The organism is Klebsiella pneumoniae complex sp. WS1778 (assembly GCF_049472055.1).
In the GTDB taxonomy this organism is placed as follows: Bacteria; Pseudomonadota; Gammaproteobacteria; order Enterobacterales; family Enterobacteriaceae; genus Klebsiella; species Klebsiella quasipneumoniae.
In genome coordinates this window covers 67981-90557 of the sequence record NZ_JBKGTJ010000004.1, presented here as the reverse complement: position 1 = coordinate 90557, position 22577 = coordinate 67981, and the positions used below count along the sequence as shown (strand labels likewise).

26 protein-coding genes and 3 tRNA genes are annotated in these 22577 nt (G+C 55.4%); 14 read left to right on the top strand and 15 right to left on the bottom strand.

Features of this window, described 5'->3' with window-relative positions; translation table 11 throughout:
• Positions 1-3: 3 nt before the first annotated feature.
• Together rimI and ACLEXF_RS18830 are read right to left on the bottom strand one after the other, a co-directional pair.
• Entirely contained in the window at positions 4-450 is a 447-nt protein-coding gene (gene rimI / locus ACLEXF_RS18835; RefSeq protein WP_004886508.1) for a ribosomal protein S18-alanine N-acetyltransferase, read from the bottom strand.
• Entirely contained in the window at positions 419-832 is a 414-nt protein-coding gene (locus ACLEXF_RS18830; RefSeq protein WP_004886506.1) for a DNA polymerase III subunit psi, read from the bottom strand. The genes rimI and ACLEXF_RS18830 overlap by 32 nt, the downstream gene beginning before the upstream one ends.
• 102 nt (positions 833-934) lie before the next feature.
• Here ACLEXF_RS18830 and rsmC point away from each other — a divergent pair, with 102 nt between their 5' ends.
• From rsmC to ACLEXF_RS18810, 4 genes are all read left to right on the top strand, one after another.
• On the top strand, positions 935-1963 hold the full coding sequence (gene rsmC / locus ACLEXF_RS18825; RefSeq protein ID WP_032455519.1) for a 16S rRNA (guanine(1207)-N(2))-methyltransferase RsmC: 1029 nt from the start codon (positions 935-937) through the stop codon (positions 1961-1963).
• A gap of 171 nt (positions 1964-2134) precedes the next feature.
• Positions 2135-2221: transfer RNA gene (locus ACLEXF_RS18820), tRNA-Leu, on the top strand.
• Positions 2222-2249: 28 nt separating this feature from the next.
• Positions 2250-2336 (top strand) — tRNA-Leu (locus ACLEXF_RS18815).
• 30 nt (positions 2337-2366) lie between these two features.
• Positions 2367-2453, top strand: a tRNA-Leu gene (locus tag ACLEXF_RS18810).
• Positions 2454-2474: 21 nt separating this feature from the next.
• Here ACLEXF_RS18810 and ACLEXF_RS18805 read toward each other — a convergent pair.
• Positions 2475-2714 (bottom strand): DUF1435 domain-containing protein, encoded by a 240-nt coding sequence (locus ACLEXF_RS18805; RefSeq protein WP_004886500.1) that lies wholly within the window; start codon positions 2712-2714, stop codon positions 2475-2477.
• Between the two features lie 70 nt (positions 2715-2784).
• Between ACLEXF_RS18805 and ACLEXF_RS18800 the strand changes: the two genes are divergently transcribed.
• The 3 genes from ACLEXF_RS18800 (at position 2785) to fhuF (ending at position 4920) form a co-directional block, all read left to right on the top strand.
• On the top strand, positions 2785-2955 hold the full coding sequence (locus ACLEXF_RS18800; protein ID WP_072096669.1) for a hypothetical protein: 171 nt from the start codon (positions 2785-2787) through the stop codon (positions 2953-2955).
• A gap of 23 nt (positions 2956-2978) precedes the next feature.
• Complete coding sequence (locus ACLEXF_RS18795) at positions 2979-4025, top strand: GGDEF domain-containing protein (RefSeq protein ID WP_004886496.1); 1047 nt, start codon at positions 2979-2981, stop codon at positions 4023-4025.
• Positions 4026-4131: 106 nt separating this feature from the next.
• A complete protein-coding gene (gene fhuF, locus ACLEXF_RS18790; protein WP_023319688.1) occupies positions 4132-4920 on the top strand; it encodes a siderophore-iron reductase FhuF in 789 nt (262 codons plus the stop codon).
• Positions 4921-4970: 50 nt separating this feature from the next.
• On the opposite strand, the gene ACLEXF_RS18785 is transcribed toward fhuF, so the two are convergent.
• On the bottom strand, positions 4971-6314 hold the full coding sequence (locus tag ACLEXF_RS18785) for a PTS cellobiose transporter subunit IIC (RefSeq protein ID WP_002887650.1): 1344 nt from the start codon (positions 6312-6314) through the stop codon (positions 4971-4973).
• 333 nt (positions 6315-6647) lie between these two features.
• On the opposite strand from ACLEXF_RS18785, the gene ACLEXF_RS18780 reads away from it, so the two are divergent.
• Complete coding sequence (locus ACLEXF_RS18780) at positions 6648-7106, top strand: YbaK/EbsC family protein (protein WP_004886490.1); 459 nt, start codon at positions 6648-6650, stop codon at positions 7104-7106.
• Positions 7107-7111: 5 nt separating this feature from the next.
• Here ACLEXF_RS18780 and bglJ read toward each other — a convergent pair whose 3' ends face one another.
• The 4 genes from bglJ to pobA all read right to left on the bottom strand — a co-directional run bounded on the left by bglJ (position 7112) and on the right by pobA (position 10816).
• Positions 7112-7786: a DNA-binding transcriptional activator BglJ gene (gene bglJ, locus ACLEXF_RS18775; RefSeq protein WP_023319687.1), complete on the bottom strand. Its 675-nt coding sequence runs from the start codon at positions 7784-7786 to the stop codon at positions 7112-7114.
• Positions 7747-8469 carry a helix-turn-helix transcriptional regulator gene (locus ACLEXF_RS18770; RefSeq protein WP_049004604.1) on the bottom strand — a complete coding sequence of 241 codons (723 nt, stop codon included), beginning with the start codon at positions 8467-8469 and terminating at the stop codon, positions 7747-7749. Before ACLEXF_RS18770 ends, bglJ begins: the two co-directional genes overlap by 40 nt.
• 264 nt (positions 8470-8733) lie before the next feature.
• Positions 8734-9615, bottom strand: a complete 882-nt coding sequence (locus ACLEXF_RS18765) for a helix-turn-helix domain-containing protein (protein WP_023319686.1) — start codon at positions 9613-9615, stop codon at positions 8734-8736.
• 16 nt (positions 9616-9631) lie between these two features.
• The gene (gene pobA / locus ACLEXF_RS18760; RefSeq protein WP_032455518.1) at positions 9632-10816 is read right to left on the bottom strand and encodes a 4-hydroxybenzoate 3-monooxygenase; all 1185 of its coding nucleotides are present in this window, start codon (positions 10814-10816) and stop codon (positions 9632-9634) included.
• Between the two features lie 280 nt (positions 10817-11096).
• Between pobA and ACLEXF_RS18755 the strand changes: the two genes are divergently transcribed.
• The 6 genes from ACLEXF_RS18755 (at position 11097) to opgB (ending at position 16828) form a co-directional block, all read left to right on the top strand.
• The gene (locus tag ACLEXF_RS18755) at positions 11097-11873 is read left to right on the top strand and encodes a threonine/serine ThrE exporter family protein (RefSeq protein ID WP_017899102.1); all 777 of its coding nucleotides are present in this window, start codon (positions 11097-11099) and stop codon (positions 11871-11873) included.
• Positions 11864-12337, top strand: coding sequence for a threonine/serine exporter (locus tag ACLEXF_RS18750; protein WP_004886472.1), 474 nt, complete (start codon positions 11864-11866; stop codon positions 12335-12337). The genes ACLEXF_RS18755 and ACLEXF_RS18750 overlap by 10 nt, the downstream gene beginning before the upstream one ends.
• Positions 12338-12439: 102 nt before the next feature.
• On the top strand, positions 12440-12979 hold the full coding sequence (gene dnaT, locus ACLEXF_RS18745; protein ID WP_017899103.1) for a primosomal protein DnaT: 540 nt from the start codon (positions 12440-12442) through the stop codon (positions 12977-12979).
• 2 nt (positions 12980-12981) lie between these two features.
• Positions 12982-13719 carry a DNA replication protein DnaC gene (gene dnaC / locus ACLEXF_RS18740; RefSeq protein WP_025999144.1) on the top strand — a complete coding sequence of 246 codons (738 nt, stop codon included), beginning with the start codon at positions 12982-12984 and terminating at the stop codon, positions 13717-13719.
• Between the two features lie 65 nt (positions 13720-13784).
• A complete protein-coding gene (locus tag ACLEXF_RS18735; protein WP_004886462.1) occupies positions 13785-14279 on the top strand; it encodes a DUF2501 domain-containing protein in 495 nt (164 codons plus the stop codon).
• Positions 14280-14536: 257 nt separating this feature from the next.
• Entirely contained in the window at positions 14537-16828 is a 2292-nt protein-coding gene (opgB, locus tag ACLEXF_RS18730; RefSeq protein ID WP_423265804.1) for a phosphatidylglycerol--membrane-oligosaccharide glycerophosphotransferase, read from the top strand.
• 54 nt (positions 16829-16882) lie between these two features.
• On the opposite strand, the gene ACLEXF_RS18725 is transcribed toward opgB, so the two are convergent.
• The 7 genes from ACLEXF_RS18725 to ACLEXF_RS18695 form a co-directional block, all read right to left on the bottom strand.
• A complete protein-coding gene (locus tag ACLEXF_RS18725; RefSeq protein ID WP_407259938.1) occupies positions 16883-17803 on the bottom strand; it encodes an Rpn family recombination-promoting nuclease/putative transposase in 921 nt (306 codons plus the stop codon).
• A 133-nt stretch (positions 17804-17936) separates the two neighbouring features.
• Positions 17937-18947 (bottom strand): SIS domain-containing protein, encoded by a 1011-nt coding sequence (locus ACLEXF_RS18720; protein ID WP_004886453.1) that lies wholly within the window; start codon positions 18945-18947, stop codon positions 17937-17939.
• A 17-nt stretch (positions 18948-18964) separates the two neighbouring features.
• Entirely contained in the window at positions 18965-20026 is a 1062-nt protein-coding gene (locus tag ACLEXF_RS18715; RefSeq protein ID WP_136084700.1) for an SIS domain-containing protein, read from the bottom strand.
• A 12-nt stretch (positions 20027-20038) separates the two neighbouring features.
• Positions 20039-20890 carry a PTS system mannose/fructose/sorbose family transporter subunit IID gene (locus ACLEXF_RS18710; protein WP_101839061.1) on the bottom strand — a complete coding sequence of 284 codons (852 nt, stop codon included), beginning with the start codon at positions 20888-20890 and terminating at the stop codon, positions 20039-20041.
• A complete protein-coding gene (locus tag ACLEXF_RS18705) occupies positions 20868-21647 on the bottom strand; it encodes a PTS mannose/fructose/sorbose/N-acetylgalactosamine transporter subunit IIC (protein ID WP_049004609.1) in 780 nt (259 codons plus the stop codon). Before ACLEXF_RS18705 ends, ACLEXF_RS18710 begins: the two co-directional genes overlap by 23 nt.
• 16 nt (positions 21648-21663) lie before the next feature.
• The gene (locus ACLEXF_RS18700; RefSeq protein ID WP_004886443.1) at positions 21664-22134 is read right to left on the bottom strand and encodes a PTS sugar transporter subunit IIB; all 471 of its coding nucleotides are present in this window, start codon (positions 22132-22134) and stop codon (positions 21664-21666) included.
• 14 nt (positions 22135-22148) lie between these two features.
• The gene (locus ACLEXF_RS18695) at positions 22149-22571 is read right to left on the bottom strand and encodes a PTS sugar transporter subunit IIA (protein ID WP_004886440.1); all 423 of its coding nucleotides are present in this window, start codon (positions 22569-22571) and stop codon (positions 22149-22151) included.
• Positions 22572-22577: the final 6 nt, after the last annotated feature.

The following is a 22577-nucleotide window of genomic DNA, read 5'->3' as shown; positions in this document are numbered from 1 at the left end:
GTCTTACATACTGATTGGCAGAGCCATAACAATGGCGTCTTCGCGCCCGTCGGCCGTCGGGTAGTAGTTGCGGCGAATCGTCGCTTCATTGAAGCCTAAGCTTTCATACAGCGCGAGGGCGGCAACGTTGGAGGCGCGCACCTCCAGCCATAGCGTGACGACGCCGAGCTTTTCGACTTCATCAATGACATGTTCCAGCAGCGCTCGCCCCAGGCCACGGCGCTGGTAAGCGGGATCGACAGCGATATTGAACAGCGTCGCCTCATCCAGCACCACTTGCGTAATGGCGAAAGCCGCCATTTCGCCATCCACCGACAGCTGATAGTTGCGATAGCGTTCCCCCTGGTTACTGGCCAGGGTCTGTTCGCTCCACGGGAAAGCGTGGGCGCGGGTTTCGATTTGCCAGGCTCGGGTTAAATCAGCCGTGCTGAGGGTAGAAATCGTGTTCATGTGCGCAGATTTGTTGCCAGAGCGCCCTGCGAGCCGGCGCGCTGGTCTGGAGTTCATCAAAAGCGGGGGTGGACACCTGGGCGCCCGCCAGCGGCAGCGACGCCTCTGTGCCCAACCGCCAGCTGTTACAGCGGCTGTCCTGCGGCAGCATCGCCACCCGCTCCGGGGTCAGCTGCAGGACCTGATCTGGCGTTACGGCCAGCGCGCGCAATACGTCGCCAATCAGCGGCTCTGTCAGCGACGGCGGGGTTTCCGCCACCATCACCAAACGAATATGTTCAGGAAGCGAGATAGCGATTTCGCCCTGTAACGCCCCCGGTCGGCGCAGCGACCACTGGGTAATGCCCAGCTGCTGTAGTTGCCAGTCTCGTCGGGATGTCATAGCGAAACACTCCTGTTAAACAAGCGCGCAATATAGCAAATCCGTCGTATCTGCGCCAACAAACTACTATAATCGGCGCCAGTCTTAATGAAGGAGTGTTTCATGTCCGCTTTTACCCCGGCAAGTGAAGTCTTGCTGCGCCACAGTGATGATTTCGAGTCCGCCCGCGTTCTGTTTGCCGGTGACCTGCAGGATGACCTGCCTGCGCGTCTGGATACCGCGGCCAGCCGCGCCCACACCCAGCAGTTCCACCACTGGCAGGTCCTCAGCCGCCAGATGGGTGACACCGTCCGTTTTAGCTTAGTGGCTGAGGCGGCTGACGTCGCCGAGTGCGACACCCTGATCTACTACTGGCCAAAGAACAAACCAGAGGCGCAGTTCCAGCTGATGAACCTGCTCTCTCTGCTGCCGGTGGGAAGCGACATTTTCGTCGTCGGTGAAAACCGCAGCGGCGTCCGCAGCGCGGAGCAGATGCTGGCTGAATACGCGCCATTAAACAAAGTGGATAGCGCTCGCCGCTGTGGCCTCTATCATGGCCGTCTGGAAAAGCAGCCCGCCTTCGACGCCGAAGCTTTCTGGGGCGAATACACACTGGATAATCTGACGATTAAAACCCTACCGGGCGTCTTCAGCCGCGACGGTCTGGACGTCGGCAGCCAGCTGCTGCTCTCCACCCTCGAGCCGCATACCAAAGGGAAAGTGCTGGACGTCGGCTGCGGCGCGGGTGTGCTGGCCGCCGCGCTGGCCAGCCATTCGCCGAAAGTGCGCCTCACCCTGTGCGACGTCAGCGCCCCGGCGGTTGAAGCCAGCCGCGCGACGCTTGCCGCCAACGGCCTGGCTGGCGATGTGTTTGCCAGCAACGTCTTCTCCGAGGTCAATGGTCGCTTCGACATGATCATCTCCAACCCGCCATTCCATGACGGCCTGCAGACCAGCCTCGAAGCCGCCCAGGCGCTGATCCGCGGCGCGGTTCGCCATCTCAACAGCGGCGGCGAGCTGCGCATTGTCGCCAACGCCTTCCTGCCGTATCCGCAGGTGCTGGATGAGACGTTCGGCTTCCATGAGGTGATCGCCCAGACCGGACGTTTTAAGGTCTATCGCACCATCATGACCCGTCAGGCGAAAAAATAATCGTCTTTTCACGCCGGCGGCCCGCTCCTGGTGCCGCTGGCGCTTCCCGCGGGCAAATCCGCCCATTTTTGCAGCAATCGATACAACCTGCATAATTAACTATTGACGTGTCGCCGAAAACCACTAGAATGCGCCTCCGTGGTAACGATACTTTCATAGTGTCGATGGTATGCGAAGGTGGCGGAATTGGTAGACGCGCTAGCTTCAGGTGTTAGTGTCCTTACGGACGTGGGGGTTCAAGTCCCCCCCCTCGCACCATAATCCACGAAGATATTGCTCGCACTGGGCGAAGGTGGCGGAATTGGTAGACGCGCTAGCTTCAGGTGTTAGTGTCCTTACGGACGTGGGGGTTCAAGTCCCCCCCCTCGCACCAACGAGGCAATATCCAAAGAAAGAATACTGTGCGAAGGTGGCGGAATTGGTAGACGCGCTAGCTTCAGGTGTTAGTGTCCTTACGGACGTGGGGGTTCAAGTCCCCCCCCTCGCACCAATATTCTTCCCTCTCCCGACGTTATCCTCTCAGCTTGATATCCACCATCATCAGCATTATCCCACCAATCAATGCAACGCACGATGGCAGCAGGATAAAATGGCGCAGTTGACGATGCCATATCATCACCGCGGACATCAGCATGCCCACCGCGACCAGCGTCCGCCATACGTCAGCCGACACCCCGGCATACCCGAGAGCGACAATCAGCGCGCCGGGAACGACGACTGCCCAACCGCTTCCTAATGCTCGCAGCAGCATGGTTTTACCTCTCACAACGATAATGATAACCAATATCATATGATAATTTTTATCATTTGTCATTTGCAAAGTGCTCTGTGCCTTATTCTTTACGTTCGCGGTAATGACATACATTCATGAAGGTGATAAATTAAGCGGATTATCGATATATATTAAATATTTTTCTTATTTTGCAAATAACCTTTTTTTGCACATTGTTATCAGACTCTTCATTTTTGGCTTTCATCATTTTGAAATTTAACGACTAATAATGATTCTTCCGATATGACTGCACAAACCTGGCGAGCACATTACGCACAAAAATATCAATATTCCTTACGGCTTTTTTTACTGCTTAATTTCATTTCTTCCTCTCTGTCGCTGGTCACCCCCCTATTTACGGTAGTTCGTTTCACGCTGCCCTGCGCCCTGATCGTGGCCTGCAGCGGGTTGCTGCTGCTCTGGCACTGGAAATGGCCGCAATCGAAAATAAATATTTCCGCTATCTCGTTGTTATTTGGCATGCTATGGGCATGGCACGTAGTGACAAAGGCGATGCTATTGACACCGCCGCATTTTAACTATCTGGTGATCGCCCTATTAAGCATTCTGTTTATCGGCACCATCGCTTTTTCCAATAATATCACTGCCTTTACCCTCCACTCTTTACCGACTTTCCTTGCCTGCCTGATAATGGCGGAGGGAGAACAATGGTTGCGCATGACTTACTGTTTTATGCTGCCTATTGCCGGTATTACCCTGCAAAATATTATCCAGAAGCGCAGCGATGCCTTTACACAAGGATTGATGGATAAACTGATGCAGGAACGCAACACCCTCAACGATCTCAGTATGCTGGATCCCCTGACCGGTTTGTATAATCGCCGCGGACTGCAGAATCGCCTCGATACCCTGCTGGCGCTGGACGGCGATAACCACTTCGTGCTGCTCCTCGATATCGATCATTTCAAAGCCTATAACGATCACTACGGTCATATGATGGGCGATCAGGCGCTCATTCGCGTCTCTGCTGCCATTCGTAACGCCGTACGCTCGCGCGATATTGTCGCCCGCTTTGGTGGAGAGGAGTTTATGGTGCTGCTGACCAATAGCAGCGAAGAAACGGCCTGGCAGGCTGCCGAACGAATTCGACAGCGGGTCTATGACCTGAAAATCCCGCATATGTTTAATGAGAGCGTCGCCACCAACGTGACCATCAGTATTGGTCTGACGCCGCTCATTGATGACAATATTGAGCAAGCGCTGGCGCGAGCCGATGGCGCACTCTATGAAGCTAAAAATAAAGGCCGCAACATTATTTTGGCCAGTTAACCCGCGCGCGCTGCGGCATCGTGGCGCCGACAAAATTCTTGCCATGCCGCCTGCAAACAACTAATATCAGGAATCATTATCATTTAGATTTGTATCTGGAAATCGAATGGCCTGGCGTTCCCTTCCTCTCAGCGATGAACTTATCTGGCGGGCCCCTTTGCCGACGGCTGAGCGCGCCCTGGCGGAGAGTATTCGGGAAAAAATCGCCACCCTGCGCCCCCATCTGCTCGATTTCCTGCGCCTGGATGAATCCGCTCCCGGTCACGCGTTGACGCTCGCCGAGTGGTCGCAACCCACCGCCTTACGCTCCCTGTTGGCCACTTATTCCGATCATATCTATCGTCATCAGCCAACGCTGACACGGGAACAGAAACCTCTGCTCTCGCTCTGGGCGCAATGGTATATCGGTCTGCTGGTGCCGCCGCTGATGCTGGCGTTGCTCAATGAACCACAGGGTCTCAGCCTGGCGCCGGAACATTTCCACGTCGAATTTCACGAAAGCGGCCGGGCGGCCTGTTTCTGGATTGATGTCCATAGTGATGCCGGCATCGAGAGACTGTCACCGCTGTCGCGGATGGATGCCCTGGTGACGCGCACCCTGCAGCCGGTTATTGAGGCGCTGGAAGCGACGGGCGAAATCAATGGCAAGCTTATCTGGAGCAATACAGGCTATCTGATTAACTGGTATCTTGGGGAAATGCGCGCGCTGCTGGGGGATGAGCAGCTTGCCGCCCTGCGCCAGCACTGTTTCTTTGAAAAACAACTCGCCGATGGTCAGGATAACCCACTATGGCGAACGGTCGTGCTGCGTGAAGGGCAGTTAGTCCGACGCACCTGCTGTCAGCGCTATCGCCTGCCGGACGTCCAACAGTGCGGCGACTGCACGTTAAAATAACGCCCTGTTCCCAATAAGCTACGGGCAGCCTGTGGCCGCCCGGTCACTATTTATGCGGTCTGCTGACTCTCCTGTTCCGCCCGTTCGGCCTCTTCCGCTTCCTGAGCAAGCAGCTGTTTCTCATACACCTTAAAGAACGGGAAGTAGATAATCGCCGACACGCAGGCCAGAACGATGACCAGAATTGCCGCCCGGAAATCCCAGCCCAGCGCCCAGGCACCGCCAATCGGCGCCGGCGCCGTCCACGGCACCACGGAGATGACGCGGCCGATCAGATCCAGCTTCATTGCCGCCCAGGCCAGCACCGCATTCACCATCGGCGCCAGCAGGAACGGAATAAAGAACACCGGATTCATGACAATAGGCGTCCCAAAGATGACCGGCTCGTTAATGTTAAACAGGCTTGGCACCACGCTCAAACGACCAATGGAGCGCAAATGCGCTGAACGACTGCGCAGATAGCAGAACACCAGCCCCATGGTGGCACCAGAACCTCCGACCACGATAAAGAAGGTCCAGAACGCCTCCATAAAGATATGCGGCAGAGGTGCGCCCTGGGCCAGCGCCTGCTGGTTCATACCGAGGTTGGTCAGCCAGAACATCTGCAGCATCCCGGAAACGATCGCCGCACCGTGGATCCCGGCAAACCACAGCAGGTGGCCGATGAGAACCGCCAACAGGATCGCCGGCAGGGAATCGGCCGCCGAAACCAGCGGTTTGAAAATCGCCATAATGGCCTGCGGGATCAGCATGTCAAAATGGTGTTGAATAAACAGGCTCAGCGGATAGAGCGTTAGCACAACCACCAGCACCGGGATCAACAGATCAAAGGAATTTTTGATCATCGGAGGGACCTGATCCGGCAGACGGATACCGATGTTATGTGCCTTGAGAAAACGCATCATCTCCACACAGTAGATCGCCACCAGAATGGCGGTAAAGATCCCTGTTCCGCCGAGGCTATCCACCGGCAGCGTGCCATTCGTCTTCGGCGCGGCAATCAGTAAAAAGGCCATGATCGACAGCATCGCGCACATAAAGGGATCGAGCTGATTGGATTTCTCGTAGTGCTTACCGAGGTTGTAAGAGATTGCCGCGCAGATGTAGATCGACATGATCCCCATTGTCATATCAAAGGGGGTCAGAATGCGCCCCTCGAACTCTTTTGCCAGATCCAGCCAGGCGCGGGCGAAACCCCAGGTGGTATCCGGGGAAAAAGGAGGATAAGCAAACACCAGCAGAAACGATCCGACGATCATAAACGGCATCGCGGAGATAAAACCGTCACGGATAGCCATGACGTGACGCTGCGATGAGATCCGCCCTGCTATGGGGCTTATGTAATTTTCTACAAAGCGAAATATCAAATTAAACGCAGCATGGTTAGCAGACATAGTAGCCCTCCTGACAGGCTATTGATACTGGCCCAACAACGATTACCCTGCCGTTACGATGACCGCTTTTTGATGCAGCAGGCCGCGGGTGGATCACCGGCTATACTGCTCATAACACAACGATTCATACACGGCTCTTTTGTTATAAATAAAAGGAGAAGTGACTGTTCCAGTATTCATCTCAATGCAGATAACCGCAACCGGTTACAGTAACCGGTTACGGTGAATGTGAAGGAGATCGACAAAATAGAAAGAATCTGGATTGTCCGCGCCGATATTTACACTCCGCCAGGCTTGTGACAGATTTAACCAGGCTTAAATCAGGAGAATCCAATGAGTCTGCAGTCTGTACGGCAGTTCTTTGCCGAACACGCCCCCGATATCGAAATTATTGAGTTAAACCAGAGTACCGCCACCGTGGCGCTCGCCGCTGCCGCGCACAACGTTGAGCCGGGACAAATAGCCAAAACGCTGTCGCTCAAGATCAAAGATAAAATTGTACTGATCGTCGCCAGGGGCGATGCGCGGCTGGATAATAAAAAGCTAAAAGAAACCTTTGGCGCAAAAGCGCGTATGTTGAGCAGCGATGAGGTGGTGACCTGGACCGGCCATCCGGTCGGCGGCGTGTGCCCGTTTGGTCTGGAAAATCCGCTGGACGTCTTCTGTGACGTCTCGCTCAGGCACTATCAGGAGGTACTACCCGCAGCGGGGGCTATTCACAGCGCCGTTCGCATCGAACCAGAACGAATGGCGCAGCTCACCGACGCAACATGGGTAGACGTATGCATATAGCCGCGTTATGCCACCTGTTTAACGGCGCTGGTCGGGCCGTTTATCGGTAAATGCAGCAAGATATCCGCCGCGTTTAATAAACCAATGTCAGAGCGAACTCCGAGCTTGGTCATGGCGTTGAACTTATGCGCGCGGATGGTTTTAATGTTCCGGTTCAGCTGCACCGCAATTTCCGAAAGCGAATATCCCCACGACATATACCGAAGAATAGCGTGCTCCGTCGGACTTAGCGGATCGTTGCATGCCTCTCTGCCGCAAAAATGCTCTTTGCCGGCGAGGGAATGATTATCCAGCAGCTGTAATAAATGCTCCTGCAACCCGCGTCGCGGCGCAGATTTATTTAATATACCGTGCAGGCAGGACGGCATTAAATGGCCGATCAGGCGCATTTCGCTTTCATTATTAGCCAGAATAATCGTTTGGACTTCCGGTCGGATCCTCGCCATCTCGTGAAGAAAAAGCAGGCTCTCGGCTCTGGACGAACGACTCCCTGAAAGTGAAAAGATCATTGCTGACCATGGGAACGACGCTTCCACCGCCCTGAGCAAATTGATATTTTTAAAAAAATGAATGCGGTATTGGCTGTTATCTTCACGGCTAAAGATATAGCGCCAGGCCATTTCCGTCATCACACATTTTTCTACGATGGCGACATGACGGGTTGTGCTATTTTTTTCCATTCCATTTGCTCCCCGTAAGCTGAATTGATATTCAGCTCTTGCATTCCCTGCGCGCTGTTGATCCAGGCATACATTTCAGCGTTGCTGCGTAGCGATAAGCGACGCATTGCGCTATTTTTCTGCGCGCTGATCGTCTTATTGCTCTTTTTCAACAGCGCGGCGATCTGGTTAATTCCCCATCCCTTCGCCAGAAGGCGCAGAACTTTTCGCTCTGACAGGGTCAGCATCGCCGCAGAGTGGTAGCTTGCGAAATCGCTGTCCTCATTCCCGGTAAACAGCGTACGGCTAATCTGCTCAGCTGCACGGCTACCGGCACAAATCACCTCAATCAGCCGGTTTACCGGCTCGCTCTCGGAGATGAGCGAGCTTTCGGGACGAATTAATAGCTCAACGGCTAATGGATAGAGGCTGTCGCTGACCATAAAAACCCAGTGAATATCACGATACTGGGTCATGAGGGAGTAATAACGCTCGCAGACGGCCCGGGGTTGCGAAATCTCGCCGGAGATATCCGCGACAACCAGCACCGCCCGCCGCAGTTGTAAAAGGGTGAGCTCATCATGAGAGCGACAAAAACTGAGTTCGTAATCCGGGAGGTTCTCATTGAAGATCACCTTTAACCCTGACTGCATGACGGGGATTTTACTAATAACGACGCCAAACTTACCTTGTCCTGGTAACATAACACCTCCGCTTCCTGTCGAAGTTCCTTCGCTTGCCCGTAAACGTTCGGCGAGTGACTCGATCGCCATACCATTTACTGGATGAATATTAAAAACATATTCATGGCCCGCGTACACGATATACTGAATGACCGAACCATGGTCATACCGTGTAAATATTATTCCTGTGTATACTTGCGATGAATATTAGCACAGACGCCTCTGCGCTAATAAATTAGAAAAGATAAAACTATTATTTAGCAAAAATAATTTCAGGCTTGAAAATTATGAAGCATTCTCTTTAATTGCTTCTCTAAATGCTTTAGGCGACATACCACTGTAGCGGCGGAAAAAGCGAGAAAAATAGGCGGCGTCGCTAAAACCCAAATAATCAGACAGTTGCGTTACCGTCATGCGAGTGTACTGCAGGTTACGCCGCGCCTCAAGCATCAGTCGCTGATGCAGTACCCCGAGAGCGCTACAGCCATAGAACTCGCGACATAAATAGTTTAAATGCGTGACCGACAGCCCAATCAACTTCGCATACTCCGCCAGCGGGAGATGCTGCCGGTAGTGGCTCTCAATAAGCCGGGAAAAATGACGCATCATACTGCGCTTTCGCTCCGCTTTGTCTTCCGCGGGCGGTGCGGGGCGGCACTGCCGGTTCAGCCAGACCAGCAGCGTTCCCAGCAGCGAATAAAGCATCATTTCCCGTGCGTCATGATCGGCACTGTACTCCTCGCGAAGCGCTGAAAACAGCGTATGCATACGCCCCCGGGAACGCCCCACCGGCAGACACTGCGCTACGCTAAGCACATCCAGCGGCCGGCCGAACTGATTTTCAAAGCGGCTCAGCAGCGGCAGCGCCAGGGAGAGCACAAATCCGTGCGTCCCGGGTGAAAAATGAAAGCCATGAATGCAGAGGGCGGGCACCACCTGGATGCAGGATTCCGTCATCACCGCGGTGGTGCCTTCAATTTCGATCTCCGCCCGACCTTTGTGCAGATAGAGGAGCTGGACCATTTCGGCGTGCTGGTGGACGCGAATATGCCACTGATACAGGCTGCTGCGCTGCAAAATCGATTCGCAGTGCAGCAGGTCCGGCGTCGGCCAGCCGCGCTCCTCGCCATAGAGCTTAAATACCGGAACAGTTTGGACGGGCGACATAGTTACTCCTGTTCAGTCAGACGACGCGCTCCATGGGCAGGCCCACGTAGTTTTCCGCGATGGTGGTCAGCCCAGCGCGCGAGCCCAGATAGTAGCGGCGATCGGCCGCCTGCATTTTGGCGTCGAATTCGTTCTGCTGCGGGAAATCGTGCAGCAGGCGGGTCATGAACCAGCTAAAGCGTTCCCCTTTCCAGACCCGATCCAGCGCCAGTCGCGAATAGGTCGCGAGCAGATCGCTCCGGCCATGATGGTAGTATTCGCGAAGGATCCGCCACAGATAGTTCACGTCCGATGCCGCCAGGTTCAACCCTTTAGCGCCGGTCGGCGGTACGATATGCGCGGCATCCCCCACCAGAAACAATCGCCCATATTGCATCGGCTCTACGACGAAGCTGCGCAAGGGAGCGATGCTTTTCTCAAGTGAGTGACCAGTCACTAACTTTGATGACAGATCCGCCGGCAATCGGCATTTCAACTCCTGCCAGAAGCGTTCGTCCGACCAGTCTTCCACTTTATCGCTCAGCGGAACCTGCAGATAGTAGCGGCTGCGAGTAAGTGAGCGCTGACTACATAAAACGAATCCCCGCTGATGATGCGCATAGATCAGCTCCGGATTGACCGGCGGCGTATCCGCCAGCAGGCCTAACCAGCCGAACGGCCAGACGCTCTCGTAAGTTTTGAGGATGTCAGCGGGAATACTTTGCCGCGACACGCCATGGAACCCGTCGCAACCGGCGATAAAGTCACACTCCAGGCGGCAGAATTCACCTTCGCTAAGATAGGTGATCGTCGGCCGGTCGCTTTTCGCGTCATGGATAGTCACTTCGCTCACGCCGTACACGATCGGCGCGTCGCTGGCGGCCCGGGCAGCCATCAGGTCGCGGGTCACTTCAGTCTGGCCGTAAACCATCACGCTCTTGCCGTCGGTCAGCTCGCTCAGTGAGACGGGCACCCGCTGGCCGTCAAAGAGAAACTCCACCCCATGATGCACCAGGCCTTCGACGTCCATTCGCTGCGCCACGCCCGCTTCGCGAAGCAGATCGACGGTACCGCTTTCCAGAATTCCCGCGCGGATGCGCCCCAGCACATACTGCGGCGTTTGACGCTCAAGAATGACCGTGTGGATGCCGGCGTTGTGCAGGAGCTGCCCCAGCAGCAGCCCGGAAGGGCCAGCGCCAATAATCGCGACCTGTGTTTTCATAGGATTGTCTCACTTTTGCAGGGTTAATTATTTGTATATTTTTTGTTTAATAAAAGTGCTTTCCTGCATTTTTGATAAGTCAGACGGGAAAAAGAAGGGATGAATGGCGACAAAAATTGCACTTTTCACCAAACTGGCAAAAGTGTGGGACGCTTCAAATTCTGCCCCTCCGGCGGGCGGGAAATTTTTGCACATTATTTGATCCCACCCCCCTCAGCCGCCCAGGCGCTTCAGGTTAAAGTATCGGCAGATACCAGGCGTCGCGGACAGCAGAGGAAATATGCAGGTTGATCGGGCACAGCAGCGGGCAATCACACGATTATGCATCCAGTGTGGTCTTTTTTTGTTACAGCACGGCGCCGAAAGCGCGTTGGTGGAAGAGCTTTCAACGCGTCTCGGGCTGGCGCTGGGGATGGACAGCGTCGAAAGCGCCATCTCCTCCAACGCTATCGTCCTGACCACCATTAAGAATGGCGAATGTCTTACCTCCACGCGTAAAAATGTCGACCGCGGCATTAATATGCATGTGGTGACGGAAGTGCAGCATATCGTGATCCTCGCCGAGCATAAGCTGCTGGATTATCGCGACGTCGAGAAGCGCTTCGCGCAGATTAGGCCCCTGCGCTATCCCCGCTGGTTGCTGGTGATCATGGTGGGCCTCTCCTGCGCTTGTTTCTGTAAACTGAATAACGGCGGCTGGGATGGAGCGCTGGTCAGCTTCTGCGCCAGCACGGTGGCCATGTACATTCGCCAGGTGCTGACCCACCGTTCCATGCATCCGCAGATCAACTTCTGCATCACCGCCTTTGTGGCCACCACGATCTCCGGGCTGCTGCTGCGCCTCCCTACCTTTGCCAGCACCCCGACCATCGCCATGGCCGCCAGCGTCCTGCTGCTGGTCCCGGGCTTTCCGCTGATCAACGCCGTCGCCGATATGTTTAAAGGGCATATTAATACCGGCCTCGCCCGCTGGGCGATCGCCAGCCTGTTAACCCTTGCCACCTGCATTGGCGTAGTGATGGCAATGACCGTATGGGGGCTGCGGGGATGGGCATAATTTCGTTTATTTTCGCGCTGGCGGAAGACATGCTGCTGGCGGCGATCCCTGCCGTCGGGTTTGCGATGGTCTTTAATGTCCCGCAGCGCGCCCTGCGCTGGTGCGCGCTGCTGGGGGCCATCGGCCACGGTTCGCGCATGGTCATGATGAGCGCCGGTTTTAACATTGAATGGGCCACGTTTCTCGCCGCCCTGCTGGTGGGTTGCATCGGCATCCAGTGGTCGCGCTGGTATCTGGCGCATCCGAAGATTTTTACCGTTGCCGCCGTGATCCCGATGTTTCCCGGTATTTCCGCTTACACTGCGATGATCTCCGCGGTAAAAATCAGTCATTTTGGCTATTCTGAAGAGATGATGATTTTGCTGCTGAGCAATTTTTTAAAGGCCTCTTCAATCGTGGGCGCCCTCTCCATCGGCCTGTCGATACCCGGTCTGTGGCTGTATCGTAAGCGCCCTCGCGTCTAACCCCGGCGTCGCGGTAAAGCCGCGACGCTCCTTCCGCGACGGGCTCTGTGCTACTATGTGCAGATCACCCCACTCTTTGCAGTTCAGAGTTGAGATAGAGTTATGTCTTCGCGAATTTTAACCTCCCATTTTAGCGGCCTGGAAGAGTTCCTCCAGCAGCACGCGGCGCTGCTGGCGAAATCGACTGACGGCACTGTCGCCGTTTTTGCCAACAACGCCCCGGCGTTCTATGCGCTGACCCCAGACCGGCTGGCGCAGCTGCTGGAACTGGAAGCCAGGCTGGCGCGCCCCGGCAGCGACATCGCGCTTGACCCGCAGTTTTTCGACGAGCCCGCGGCGGCGCCCGTTGCGGTGCCGATGGGCAAATTTGCCATGTATGCGGCCTGGCAGCCGGACGCCGACTTTCAGCGTCTGGCCGCGCTGTGGGGCATCGCCCTGAGCCAGCCGGTCACCCCGGAAGAGCTGGCCGCTTTCGTCGCTTACTGGCAGGCGGAAGGTAAAGTGTTTCACCACGTGCAGTGGCAGCAGAAACTGGCTCGCAGCGTGCAAATCAGCCGCGCCAGCAACGGCGGGCAGCCGAAGCGCGATGTGAACAGCGTGAGCGAACCCGACAGTCATATTCCGCGAGGTTTCCGAGGATGAGCATGAAAAACGTTGGCGATCTGATGAAGCGCCTGCAGAAAATGATGCCGGCTCATATCGAACCGGCGTTTAAAACCGGCGAAGAGCTGCTGGCCTGGCAAAAAGAGCAAGGCAAGCTGCGTTCCGAAGCGCTGGAGCGGGAGAACCGCGCGATGAAAATGCAGCGCACCTTTAACCGCTCGGGGATCCGCCCCCTGCATCAGAACTGCTCCTTTGATAACTATCGCGTCGAGTGCGAGGGGCAGATGAACGCCCTCGCCCGGGCGCGTCAGTACGTGGAGGAGTTTGATGGCAATATCGCCAGCTTTATCTTCTCCGGCAAACCGGGCACCGGTAAAAACCACCTCGCGGCTGCTATCTGCAACGAACTGCTGCTGCGCGGGAAATCGGTCTTAATTATCACCGTGGCTGATATTATGTCAGCCATGAAAGATACCTTCGGCAATCGGGAGACGAGCGAAGAGCAATTACTGAGCGATCTCAGCAAGGTCGATCTTCTGGTGATTGATGAAATTGGTATGCAGACGGAGTCTCGCTATGAAAAGGTCATTATCAATCAGATAGTTGACCGCCGCTCTTCCTCCAAACGGCCTACCGGTATGCTAACCAACAGTAATATGGAAGAGATGAATAAGCTGCTCGGCGAACGGGTGATGGACCGTATGCGCCTGGGCAACAGCCTGTGGGTTATCTTCAACTGGGAAAGTTACCGGCACCGCGTCACCGGCAAGGAGTATTAAGAGATTTCCGGACAACGGCGGCGTTATACTAAAGTGATTCTTCAGTCACGCTTATGAGTCCGTCTATGAAATCGTTAAAAAATGGCTTACTTGCCGCGCTTACCCTCAGCGCATTTACCCTCTCCGGGGCCCACGCTGCCTCCTGGCAGGATTCTCTCAACAGCGCCGCCAGCCAGCTCAGCGGCGGCAGCACCCAGGCTGGCAGCGGCGGCATGTCCGTCTCCTCGCTAACCAGCCTGCTCAGTGGCAGCAGCCAGTCGCTGACCGCCAGCAGCATGAATAATGCGGCCGGGATCTTGTCATATTGCGCGCAACAGAAGCTGGCCTCCGTGACCAGCGCCGATAACGTCAAAAACCAGGTGCTGGATAAACTAGGACTCAGCACGCCGGAAAAACAGAAACAAGACACCAACTATCTCGATGGCCTGCAGGGGTTGCTCAACAGTAATAACGGCCAGCAGCTGGACCTGAATACGCTTGGCAACAGCTCGCTGGCGAAACAGGTGAAAACCAAAGCCTGCGATCTGGTCTTAAAACAGGGCGTTAACTTCCTCTCCTGATACGTACTGCTAATGCCGCGTTTGTCGCCTTCGCGACGGCAGCGCGGCCTGAAACGGCTTTTTTCTCCTTTTTCTCCTTGCGCTTCCCCGCCACGCCGGCTGCGACGCCGATCAAAAAAAGCAACTTCTAAACCAATTCTGAATAACTGCACACTTTCATGACGCTAGAATTGCAGCAAGATGGCGCTGCAATTACAGTGTGGCTTGAAAAGTAATCTGTTCTGCCAGCCGATAACTGGCGTTAATGAGGATGAGCTGTGTCAGAGTTGTTATCCATCGCCTTATTTTTAGCTTCGGTGGCGCTTTATGCCTGGAAAGCGGGTCGTAACACCTGGTGGTTTGCCGCCACGCTCACGGTGTTAGGCCTGTTCGTGGTACTGAATATCACCCTCTACGCCAGCGACTACTTTACCGGCGACGGCATCAACGACGCGGTACTCTACACTCTGACCAACAGCCTGACCGGCGCCGGGATCGGCAAGTACATTCTGCCGGGCGTCGGCGTGGCCGTCGCGCTGGTTGCCGTTTTTGGCGCCCTGGGGTGGGTGCTGCGCCGCCGTCGGCATCATCCTCATCACGTCGGCTACAGCCTGGCGGCGCTGCTGCTGGCGCTGGCCTCGGTCGACGCCAGCCCGGCCTTCCATCAAATCAGCGAGCTGGTGAAATCGCAATCACGGGAAGGAGACCCGGACTTTGCCGCGTACTACAAAGAACCGTCGAAGCGTATCGACAATCCGCAGCTGAATCTGGTCTATATCTATGGCGAAAGCCTTGAGCGCACCTATTTTGATAACGATGCGTTCCCCAACCTCACCCCTGAGCTTGGCAGAATTAAAGATGAGGGCATTGATTTCAGCAATACCATGCAGCTGCCGGGGACCGATTACACCATCGCCGGCATGGTCGCGTCACAGTGCGGCATTCCGCTGTTTGCGCCGTTTGAAGGCAACGCTTCGGCCTCCGTATCCAGCTTCTTTCCGCAGAATATCTGCCTTGGCGATATCCTGAAAAACTCCGGTTACGAAAACTATTTTGTGCAGGGAGCTAACCTGCGCTTTGCCGGCAAAGACGTGTTTCTCAAGTCCCACGGCTTCGATCACCTGTTCGGGGCGGAAGAGCTCAAAACCACGGTAGCGGATCCCGCCTACCGCAACGACTGGGGCTTCTATGACGACACGGTACTTGAGGAGACGTGGAAAAAATTCGAAGAGCTGTCGCAGTCCGGAAAACGCTTTTCGCTGTTCGCCCTGACGGTGGACACCCACCATCCCGACGGCTTTATTTCGCGCACCTGCGAGCGTAAACGCTATGACGTGGACGGCAAGAAAAACCTCTCCTTCAGCGCCGTTAGCTGCAGCCAGGAACATATCGCCGCGCTAATCGAGAAGATCAAAGCCTCTCCCTATTTCAAAAACACGGTCATCGTGGTCTCTTCCGACCACCTGGCCATGAAGAACAGCGCCTGGGATTACCTCAACAAGCACGATCGCAGCAATTTATTCTTTGTCCTGCGCGGCGATCGGCCGCAGCAGGAGACCCTGGCAGTGAAACGCAACACCATGGATAACGGTGCGACGGTGCTGGATATTCTCGGTGGCGATAACTATATCGGCCTCGGGCGCAGCAGCCTCTCTGGCCAGTCGCTCTCCGGTATTTTCATCAATATGAAAGAGAAGATCCTGGCCTGGAAACCCGACGTGATCCGCCTGTGGAACTTCCCGAAAGAGATTAAAAACTTCACCATAGACTCGCAGAAGAACATGATCGCCTTCTCCGGCAGCCATTTCCGTCTGCCGCTGCTGCTCCGGGTGTCGGACCAGCGCGTTGAACCGCTGCCGGAGAGCGAATACTCGGCGCCGCTGCGCTTCCAGCTGGCCGATTTCGCACCGCGGGATAATTTCGTGTGGGTCGATCGCTGCTATAAAATGGGCCAGCTGTGGTCTCCTGAGCTGGCGCTCTCCACCGACTGGTGCGTCTCACAGGGCCAGCTCGGGGGTGAGCAGAAGGTTCAGCACGTTGATAAGCCACAGTGGAAAGGCAAGACCGCCTTCAGGGACACCCTTATCGATATGGAGCGCTATAAGGGCAACGTCGATACGCTGAAAGTTGTCGACAACGATATTCGCTATAAAGCCGACAGCTTCGTGTTTAACGTTGCCGGCGCGCCGGAAGAGGTGAAACAATTTAGCGGCATTTCGCGCCCCGAGTCCTGGGGTCGGTGGTCCAATGCCCAGCTGGGCAGCGACGTGAAGATTGAATATAAAGAGCCGCTGCCGGAGAAATTTGATCTGGTGATCACCGCCAAAGCCTACGGTCCCAATGCCAATAAGCCGATCCCGGTGCGGGTTGGTCAAAGTGAGCAAGTGCTTACTCTGGTCAATGATGTGACCACCACGACGCTGCATTTCGACAACCCGACGCGCAGCAACACGCTGACCATCACTCCGCCGAACCCGCAGTCCACCAACGAGGGCAATATCCTCGGCCACTCCCCGCGTCAGCTGGGGATCGGTATGGTGGAGATCAAAGTGGTCAAAAGCGAAGGTTAAAGCCACCTTGCCCGGCGGGTTTTGGCGCCGGGCAACGGTTTGGGTGGCGGGGTGTTAGCAATACAGCGGCTTGAGCTCGTCAGCCGACAGTCCGGTAATCTTCTGTACCGTCTCTTTGTCGAGGCCATTCTGTAACATGCTGCCGGCAATGCGCAGCGCCTCACGCCGGCTCCCTTCCTGTCGGCCCTCATGCCGACCTTCCTGTCGACCTTCCTGCTTAAGCTTTTGCGCGATAGACATCAATGTCTCCTCATACTGTGGCAGACGGCGGGCCAGCCGGCGGAGAAACACGCCCGGCTCGGCCGTGTTACCGTACTGCAGCATATAGTGAAACAGCATTCTCAACTGCCGGGGGCTAGTGTATCCCAGCATCACCACGGCCGCCAACGACTCCGTTATGTCGCTGAGATCGCGCTGGCGAATATGCTTTTGCATCAGCTCCAGCAGGGCGACCCGCCGATGCTGCACGATTTCATCGTCCGGCATGACCGTGACGTCGATCAATGGAAACTGACTGCCGTACAGCCTCTTCGCCAGCTGCGGGTCGGCAAATTCATCCAGCCAGTTGAGGGAAAAAGGATACGGACTGGTTGCGCCGTGATAAAACAGCATCGGCACCACCAGCGGCAGCGTTTTGTGCCCGGCGTCGAGGTGTCGCTGCATCGCGGCAATCGCATAGCGCATCAGACGAAAAGCCATATGGTTGTCCGGCGAGCTCTGATGCTCTATCACCACGTAAATATATCCCGCCCCGCAGGTGGTTCGCACCGACCACAGCACGTCCGAATACCAGGCGCGCAGATCCTCATCGATAAAACTCGCCGATTGCAGCCTCAGGGTAGCGAAATCGCACCGCTGGCGGATCGCTTCGGGAAGATAGAGCATGAGGAAATCATTCGCCGTCTCCGGGTGGCGAAGAAATCGTTTAAACACCGCATCGTGCGGCGTGGCGGTTATTCGTTTTTTCATGGCCATCCGCTTGCCTGAAAGAGAAGGAAAGCCGGACTCTACCACCGGTTTTTACCCGGTTGGTTTTGGCGATGATTTTCTGGGAAGCGCCTCGGAGAATAGCGGAGCGGCCAGTCTGACTGGCCGCCATGGGCAAGATTTAGTAATCAAACTGCCGGTAATAACGGCGGATATTCAGGTCGTGGCCGGTATGGTGCTCAAAGTGGGCCGCCAGCCGGTCCACCAGCAGAGTGGACACCACGCACGGCGCCATAATCCAGCGGAACGCATCATCAATGCCGTTCAGCGGATAGTCCCGTGGGTCGATCACCACCAGATGGTCAGTTATCTTTTCGGCAAAGCGTTCGACGCGCTCGTCCAGCGCCCGGCATTTCCCCTCGCCCTTCACCAGAAACAGCGGGACCTCTTTTTCCAGCAGCTCCAGGGTACCGTGGAAAAATTCAGCCGAGCTTACCGACTTCGTCCGCTTCCACTGCATCTCTTCGAGAATACACATCGAGAACAGGTAGACCTCACCCCACATTTCCGCGCCGCCAATCCACATCATATAGTCGCTGTCATGGTATTGCGCGGCAATGCTGTCCGCCTGAGGATCGAACTGGCGCTTGGCCTCTAGCAGATTTTCCGGCAGCAATTCCAGCTGGCTGGCAAAACGCGCATATTCAGCAAACTCACCATGTCGATAAATGACGCGGAAGAATAACCAGTACAGCAGCATATATTCATATTCCACGCCGTTCTTGTGGCACATCGGAATATGCCAGCTGGCGGCGGCAGCCAATGGCGAATCGGCATGACGGGTAATGGCTACCACGCGTATCCCCTGCGCCTTGCACCATTCGGCAATGGCCACCGACTCTTTGGTATCGCCGGATTTAGAGAGCGTGACGACAACCGCCTCTTTATTTAATTTTTTATGCCCGCGATGGATTAATTCCGCCGCCTGCTCAAGATAAACCGGCACGCTGGTTAATTCTTTGGCAAACTCATTAATAGCCATCATCGGGGCCAGGGAACCGCCAACCGAGGCAAAAAATAATGCGCTGCAGCCGCTGTCATAAATAGCGTCGGCCACGGTTTCAGCCTGTTTACGTGCAGCGATGATCTCGCGAGCACTGGTCAGGTACTCGTCCTGATTAAAACCCAACATAGTTTTCTCCTGAATAATCAGATTTTACTTTTTAATACGCGGTCAAAATCGTCGAAAATACGTATCGCCAGATCGATGCCTTTCAGTCCGGCGGTATGCCAGGCGAGCATTTGCACTGGGACAATCAGCAGCAGCGGCGCCAGGTGATGCTCGCACGGGCAGTTTAGCGCCAGCGTTTGTTCATCCTCTTCGTCGCCCAGCGTCAGGGTAAAGGCCCGGGCAATGGACGGCGCCATATAGTCGCGCAGCGCCCGGGTTCGCGCGTCCGGCGAGTCCTCCAAAAACAGCATCACATGGCGGGCATTGGCCTCCAGATAGGGGCCGTGCATATAGGCTTCCAGCTCAAAGCCGCTGGAAGGCACGCGCACCGTCTCGGTAAATTTGGTTTCGAACTCTTTCGCCACGCCAACCAGCGCGCCATAGCCGGTGGCGACAAAGCGCTCGCCGCGCCGCAGCGTTTCGCTATGCCGGTCGATAAAGCGCGAAGTGCGGGCGATGACCTCCGGGATCGCCGCCGCCAGCCGCTGCAATTCGGCAAGATAGTGCTGCTCCTCGGTCTCGCTGGCCTTCCCCTGGCTACGGGCAATCATCAGCGCCATTAGCAGCAGATTGAGCACCGTCGCGCTAAAACCGCGGGTGACAAACCCTACGCTCTCGATCCCGGTATTGATATCCAGCACGCCATCGCAGGCGCGCCCGGTCGGGCTTTGCGGGTCGGAGGTCAGGGCAAACACCGGCAGTCCTGAGGCCTGTACCTTACGCATTGCCTCCAGCGTCGAGGCGCTTTTTCCGCTTTGTGAAATCGCCACCACCAGATCGGTATGCGGGTCGATAGCTTCGTAATGGGTAAAGTTGTACGGCTCTTTAATGTCAACCAGCACGCCGAAGCGTTGTTCAAAGAAATAGCGCGCGCACAGCGCGGCGTTCAGCGACGATCCGGTCGCCAGCAGCAAAATTCGGCGTACCGGGTGCTGGCGGGCAAAGGTCTCAATCGCCGCCAGCTTGTGCCGGTAGTCGCGCAGGATCTGCGCCAGACAGGCCGGCTCTTCGCTGATATAGGTCATCATTGTTGGTTGCATAGCTCACTCCCGTTAAAACAATCCGATCCACGAACCCAGAATGCCCACCACCGCCATTCCGCCGATAATAGAGAGCGGTTTAACCTTCCGCCCAAGCAGCCAGTAGACGATGCCGAAACTCACCAGCGGCAGCATGCAGGGCAGAATGTCGTTGATGATGTCCTGCACCTGGGTTTTGGCCTCCCCGGCCCCGAAGGAGACAGGGATGGTGATATCGATCATTGAGGCGGTCATCGCCCCGACCACCATCAGGCCGATAATCGATGCCCCGTAGGTCAGGCTCTCCATCATTCCGCTCTTCTGGATCCGCTGCAGGACGCCGGTGCCCAGCACGTAGCCCCAGCGGGTAAAGCACCAGCGCGCCAGAATGTGCGGCACGTTAAATACCAGCAGAAACAGGATTGGCCCGAGAATATTGCCTTTTAGCGCCAGGCTGGTGCCGATACCGGTGGCGATCAGGCGCAGCGTCCCCCAGAAAAAGGAATCTCCCAGCCCGGCCAGCGGCCCCATCAGCGAAGCTTTGACGTTATCAATCGCATTGGCATCCATATTTTTCTGCTGGCTGTTTTTCTCCTCCATCGCCGTCGTGATCCCTAGCAGCAGGGTGACGATATGCGGCGTGGTATTGAAGAACACCAGATGGCGTTTCAACGCCCCGGCCAGCTCCTCTTTGCACGGATAGAGCTTCTTCAGCACCGGGATCAGCGCGTAAACAAAGGCGAGATTCATCTGTCGCTCATAGTTCCACGAGAACTCCATCTGGAAGGAGCGCCAGAACACCCGGCGTAAATCACGCGGCGTAATTCGCGTTTCTTCCTGCTCCTGCGGCTGCAGGGTCTCTTCAGAAATCATCTTCGTCGTCATCGCTGACTCCTTGTTCTGTCGTCGTACGAGGTGAATTCAACGCGGTGACGTTAACCATCACCACCGCCACGATGGCGCCGAGAATGGCGATACCGGTCACCGGGATTTTCAAATAAGCCATTAGCACAAAGCCGAGGAAAAAGTACGGCGCCACTTTCTTGTTAATCAGCAACCTGGCGAGCATCGCGAAGCCGAGAGCCGGAATGATCCCGGTGGCCACGCTGAGTCCGTGTTTGATAAATTCCGGGATCGCATCGAGCAGAGATTTCACCGCGTTGCTGCCCACCAGGAATGAGACGGTCACCACCGTGGCAAGCATCAGCGACAGGCCGAATCCGGCGATCAAATGCATCCGCTCAATGCCGCGCGTATCCGCCCGTTCCGCATAGCCGTCCGCTTTCTGGCTGAGCAACGGAATGAACATCCCCAGATAAACGTTTTTCAGGATCAGGGTCAGGGTGGCGATAGGCAGGCCGAGCAACAGCGCCGTTTCCGTGCCCGCGCCGGAGGTGATGGCGAACGCCACGCCGAGAATACCGCCGGTCACCACGTCGGGCGGGATCGAGGCGCCAACGGAGAACGAGCCGATAAACGCCAGCTCCAGCGTCGCGCCCATGATGACGCCGGTCTGCACATCCCCCAGCACCAGGCCGGTCAGCAGCCCGGTGACGATAGGCCGGGAAATCAGCGACGTCCCTAAGGCATATTCCGATTGCGCGATAAACGCCACCAGACCCAGTAAGAGAGCCTCTACCATAATCTGTCCTCCGGAATTACACGCATTCCGTAAAAAGCTGTTTGCGATCGTTCGGGACCTGGCGAATTTCCACCTCGACGCCTTTGCCCACCAGTTGTTGCAACTGCTCTATTTCCTCCGGCAGTAAATTAATCGCCTTAGAAATATTTTTACTGCCCTCTTTGGCCTTAATCCCACCGAGATTAATACTTTTTATTTCCTCAACGGCGCTGGCAATACGCCAGGCGTCATTGACCGATTCCACAACAATAAATAAATTATATTTATCGGTAACCCCACTTGTTATCGCTTCAATAGAATCATTTATATTTTTAATCACCAGCTTTACCGAGGGTGGTTTAGCAAGCTTAATGGTGGTTTTCCGCAGTTCATCCTCAGGGACACTGTCGTTGGCGATTAAAATACAATCGGCGCCGACATATTGGGTCCAGGAAAAAGCGACCTGGCCGTGAAGTAATCGATGGTCAACCCTTAATAACGTAATCATCATGCATCCTCATTTCAGAAGTCTTTATCCATAGTCATCGCCCCGGCAATACTCTGATTGCAGTACTGAATGCTCTCTTTGGCGTTGATTAATGCTTCAGAAATTAATTTTTCGGTATTCTCTTCCGCTGCAGAAATAAGCAGGTCAATAATTAACGGTAGATTTAACCCGGACAATAAATGGAAGTGCGGGCGCGATAAAAAACGCACAAACTCATTATTGACGCTACCGGCGAAAATATCCGTAATCACTATCAGCTCATCCTGCGCCGGGAAACGCGCCAGCAGCGCCTCCACCTGCTGCGTCAGATCGACCTCCTCTTCTACATAGGCGCACAGAGTATGAATATCCGGCTGTTTACCGAGGATCAGCTCCACAGAGTTCAACAAACCGTTAGCAAAGGTGCCGTGGCTGGCAAAAATATAGTGTCGTTTCATCCTTAC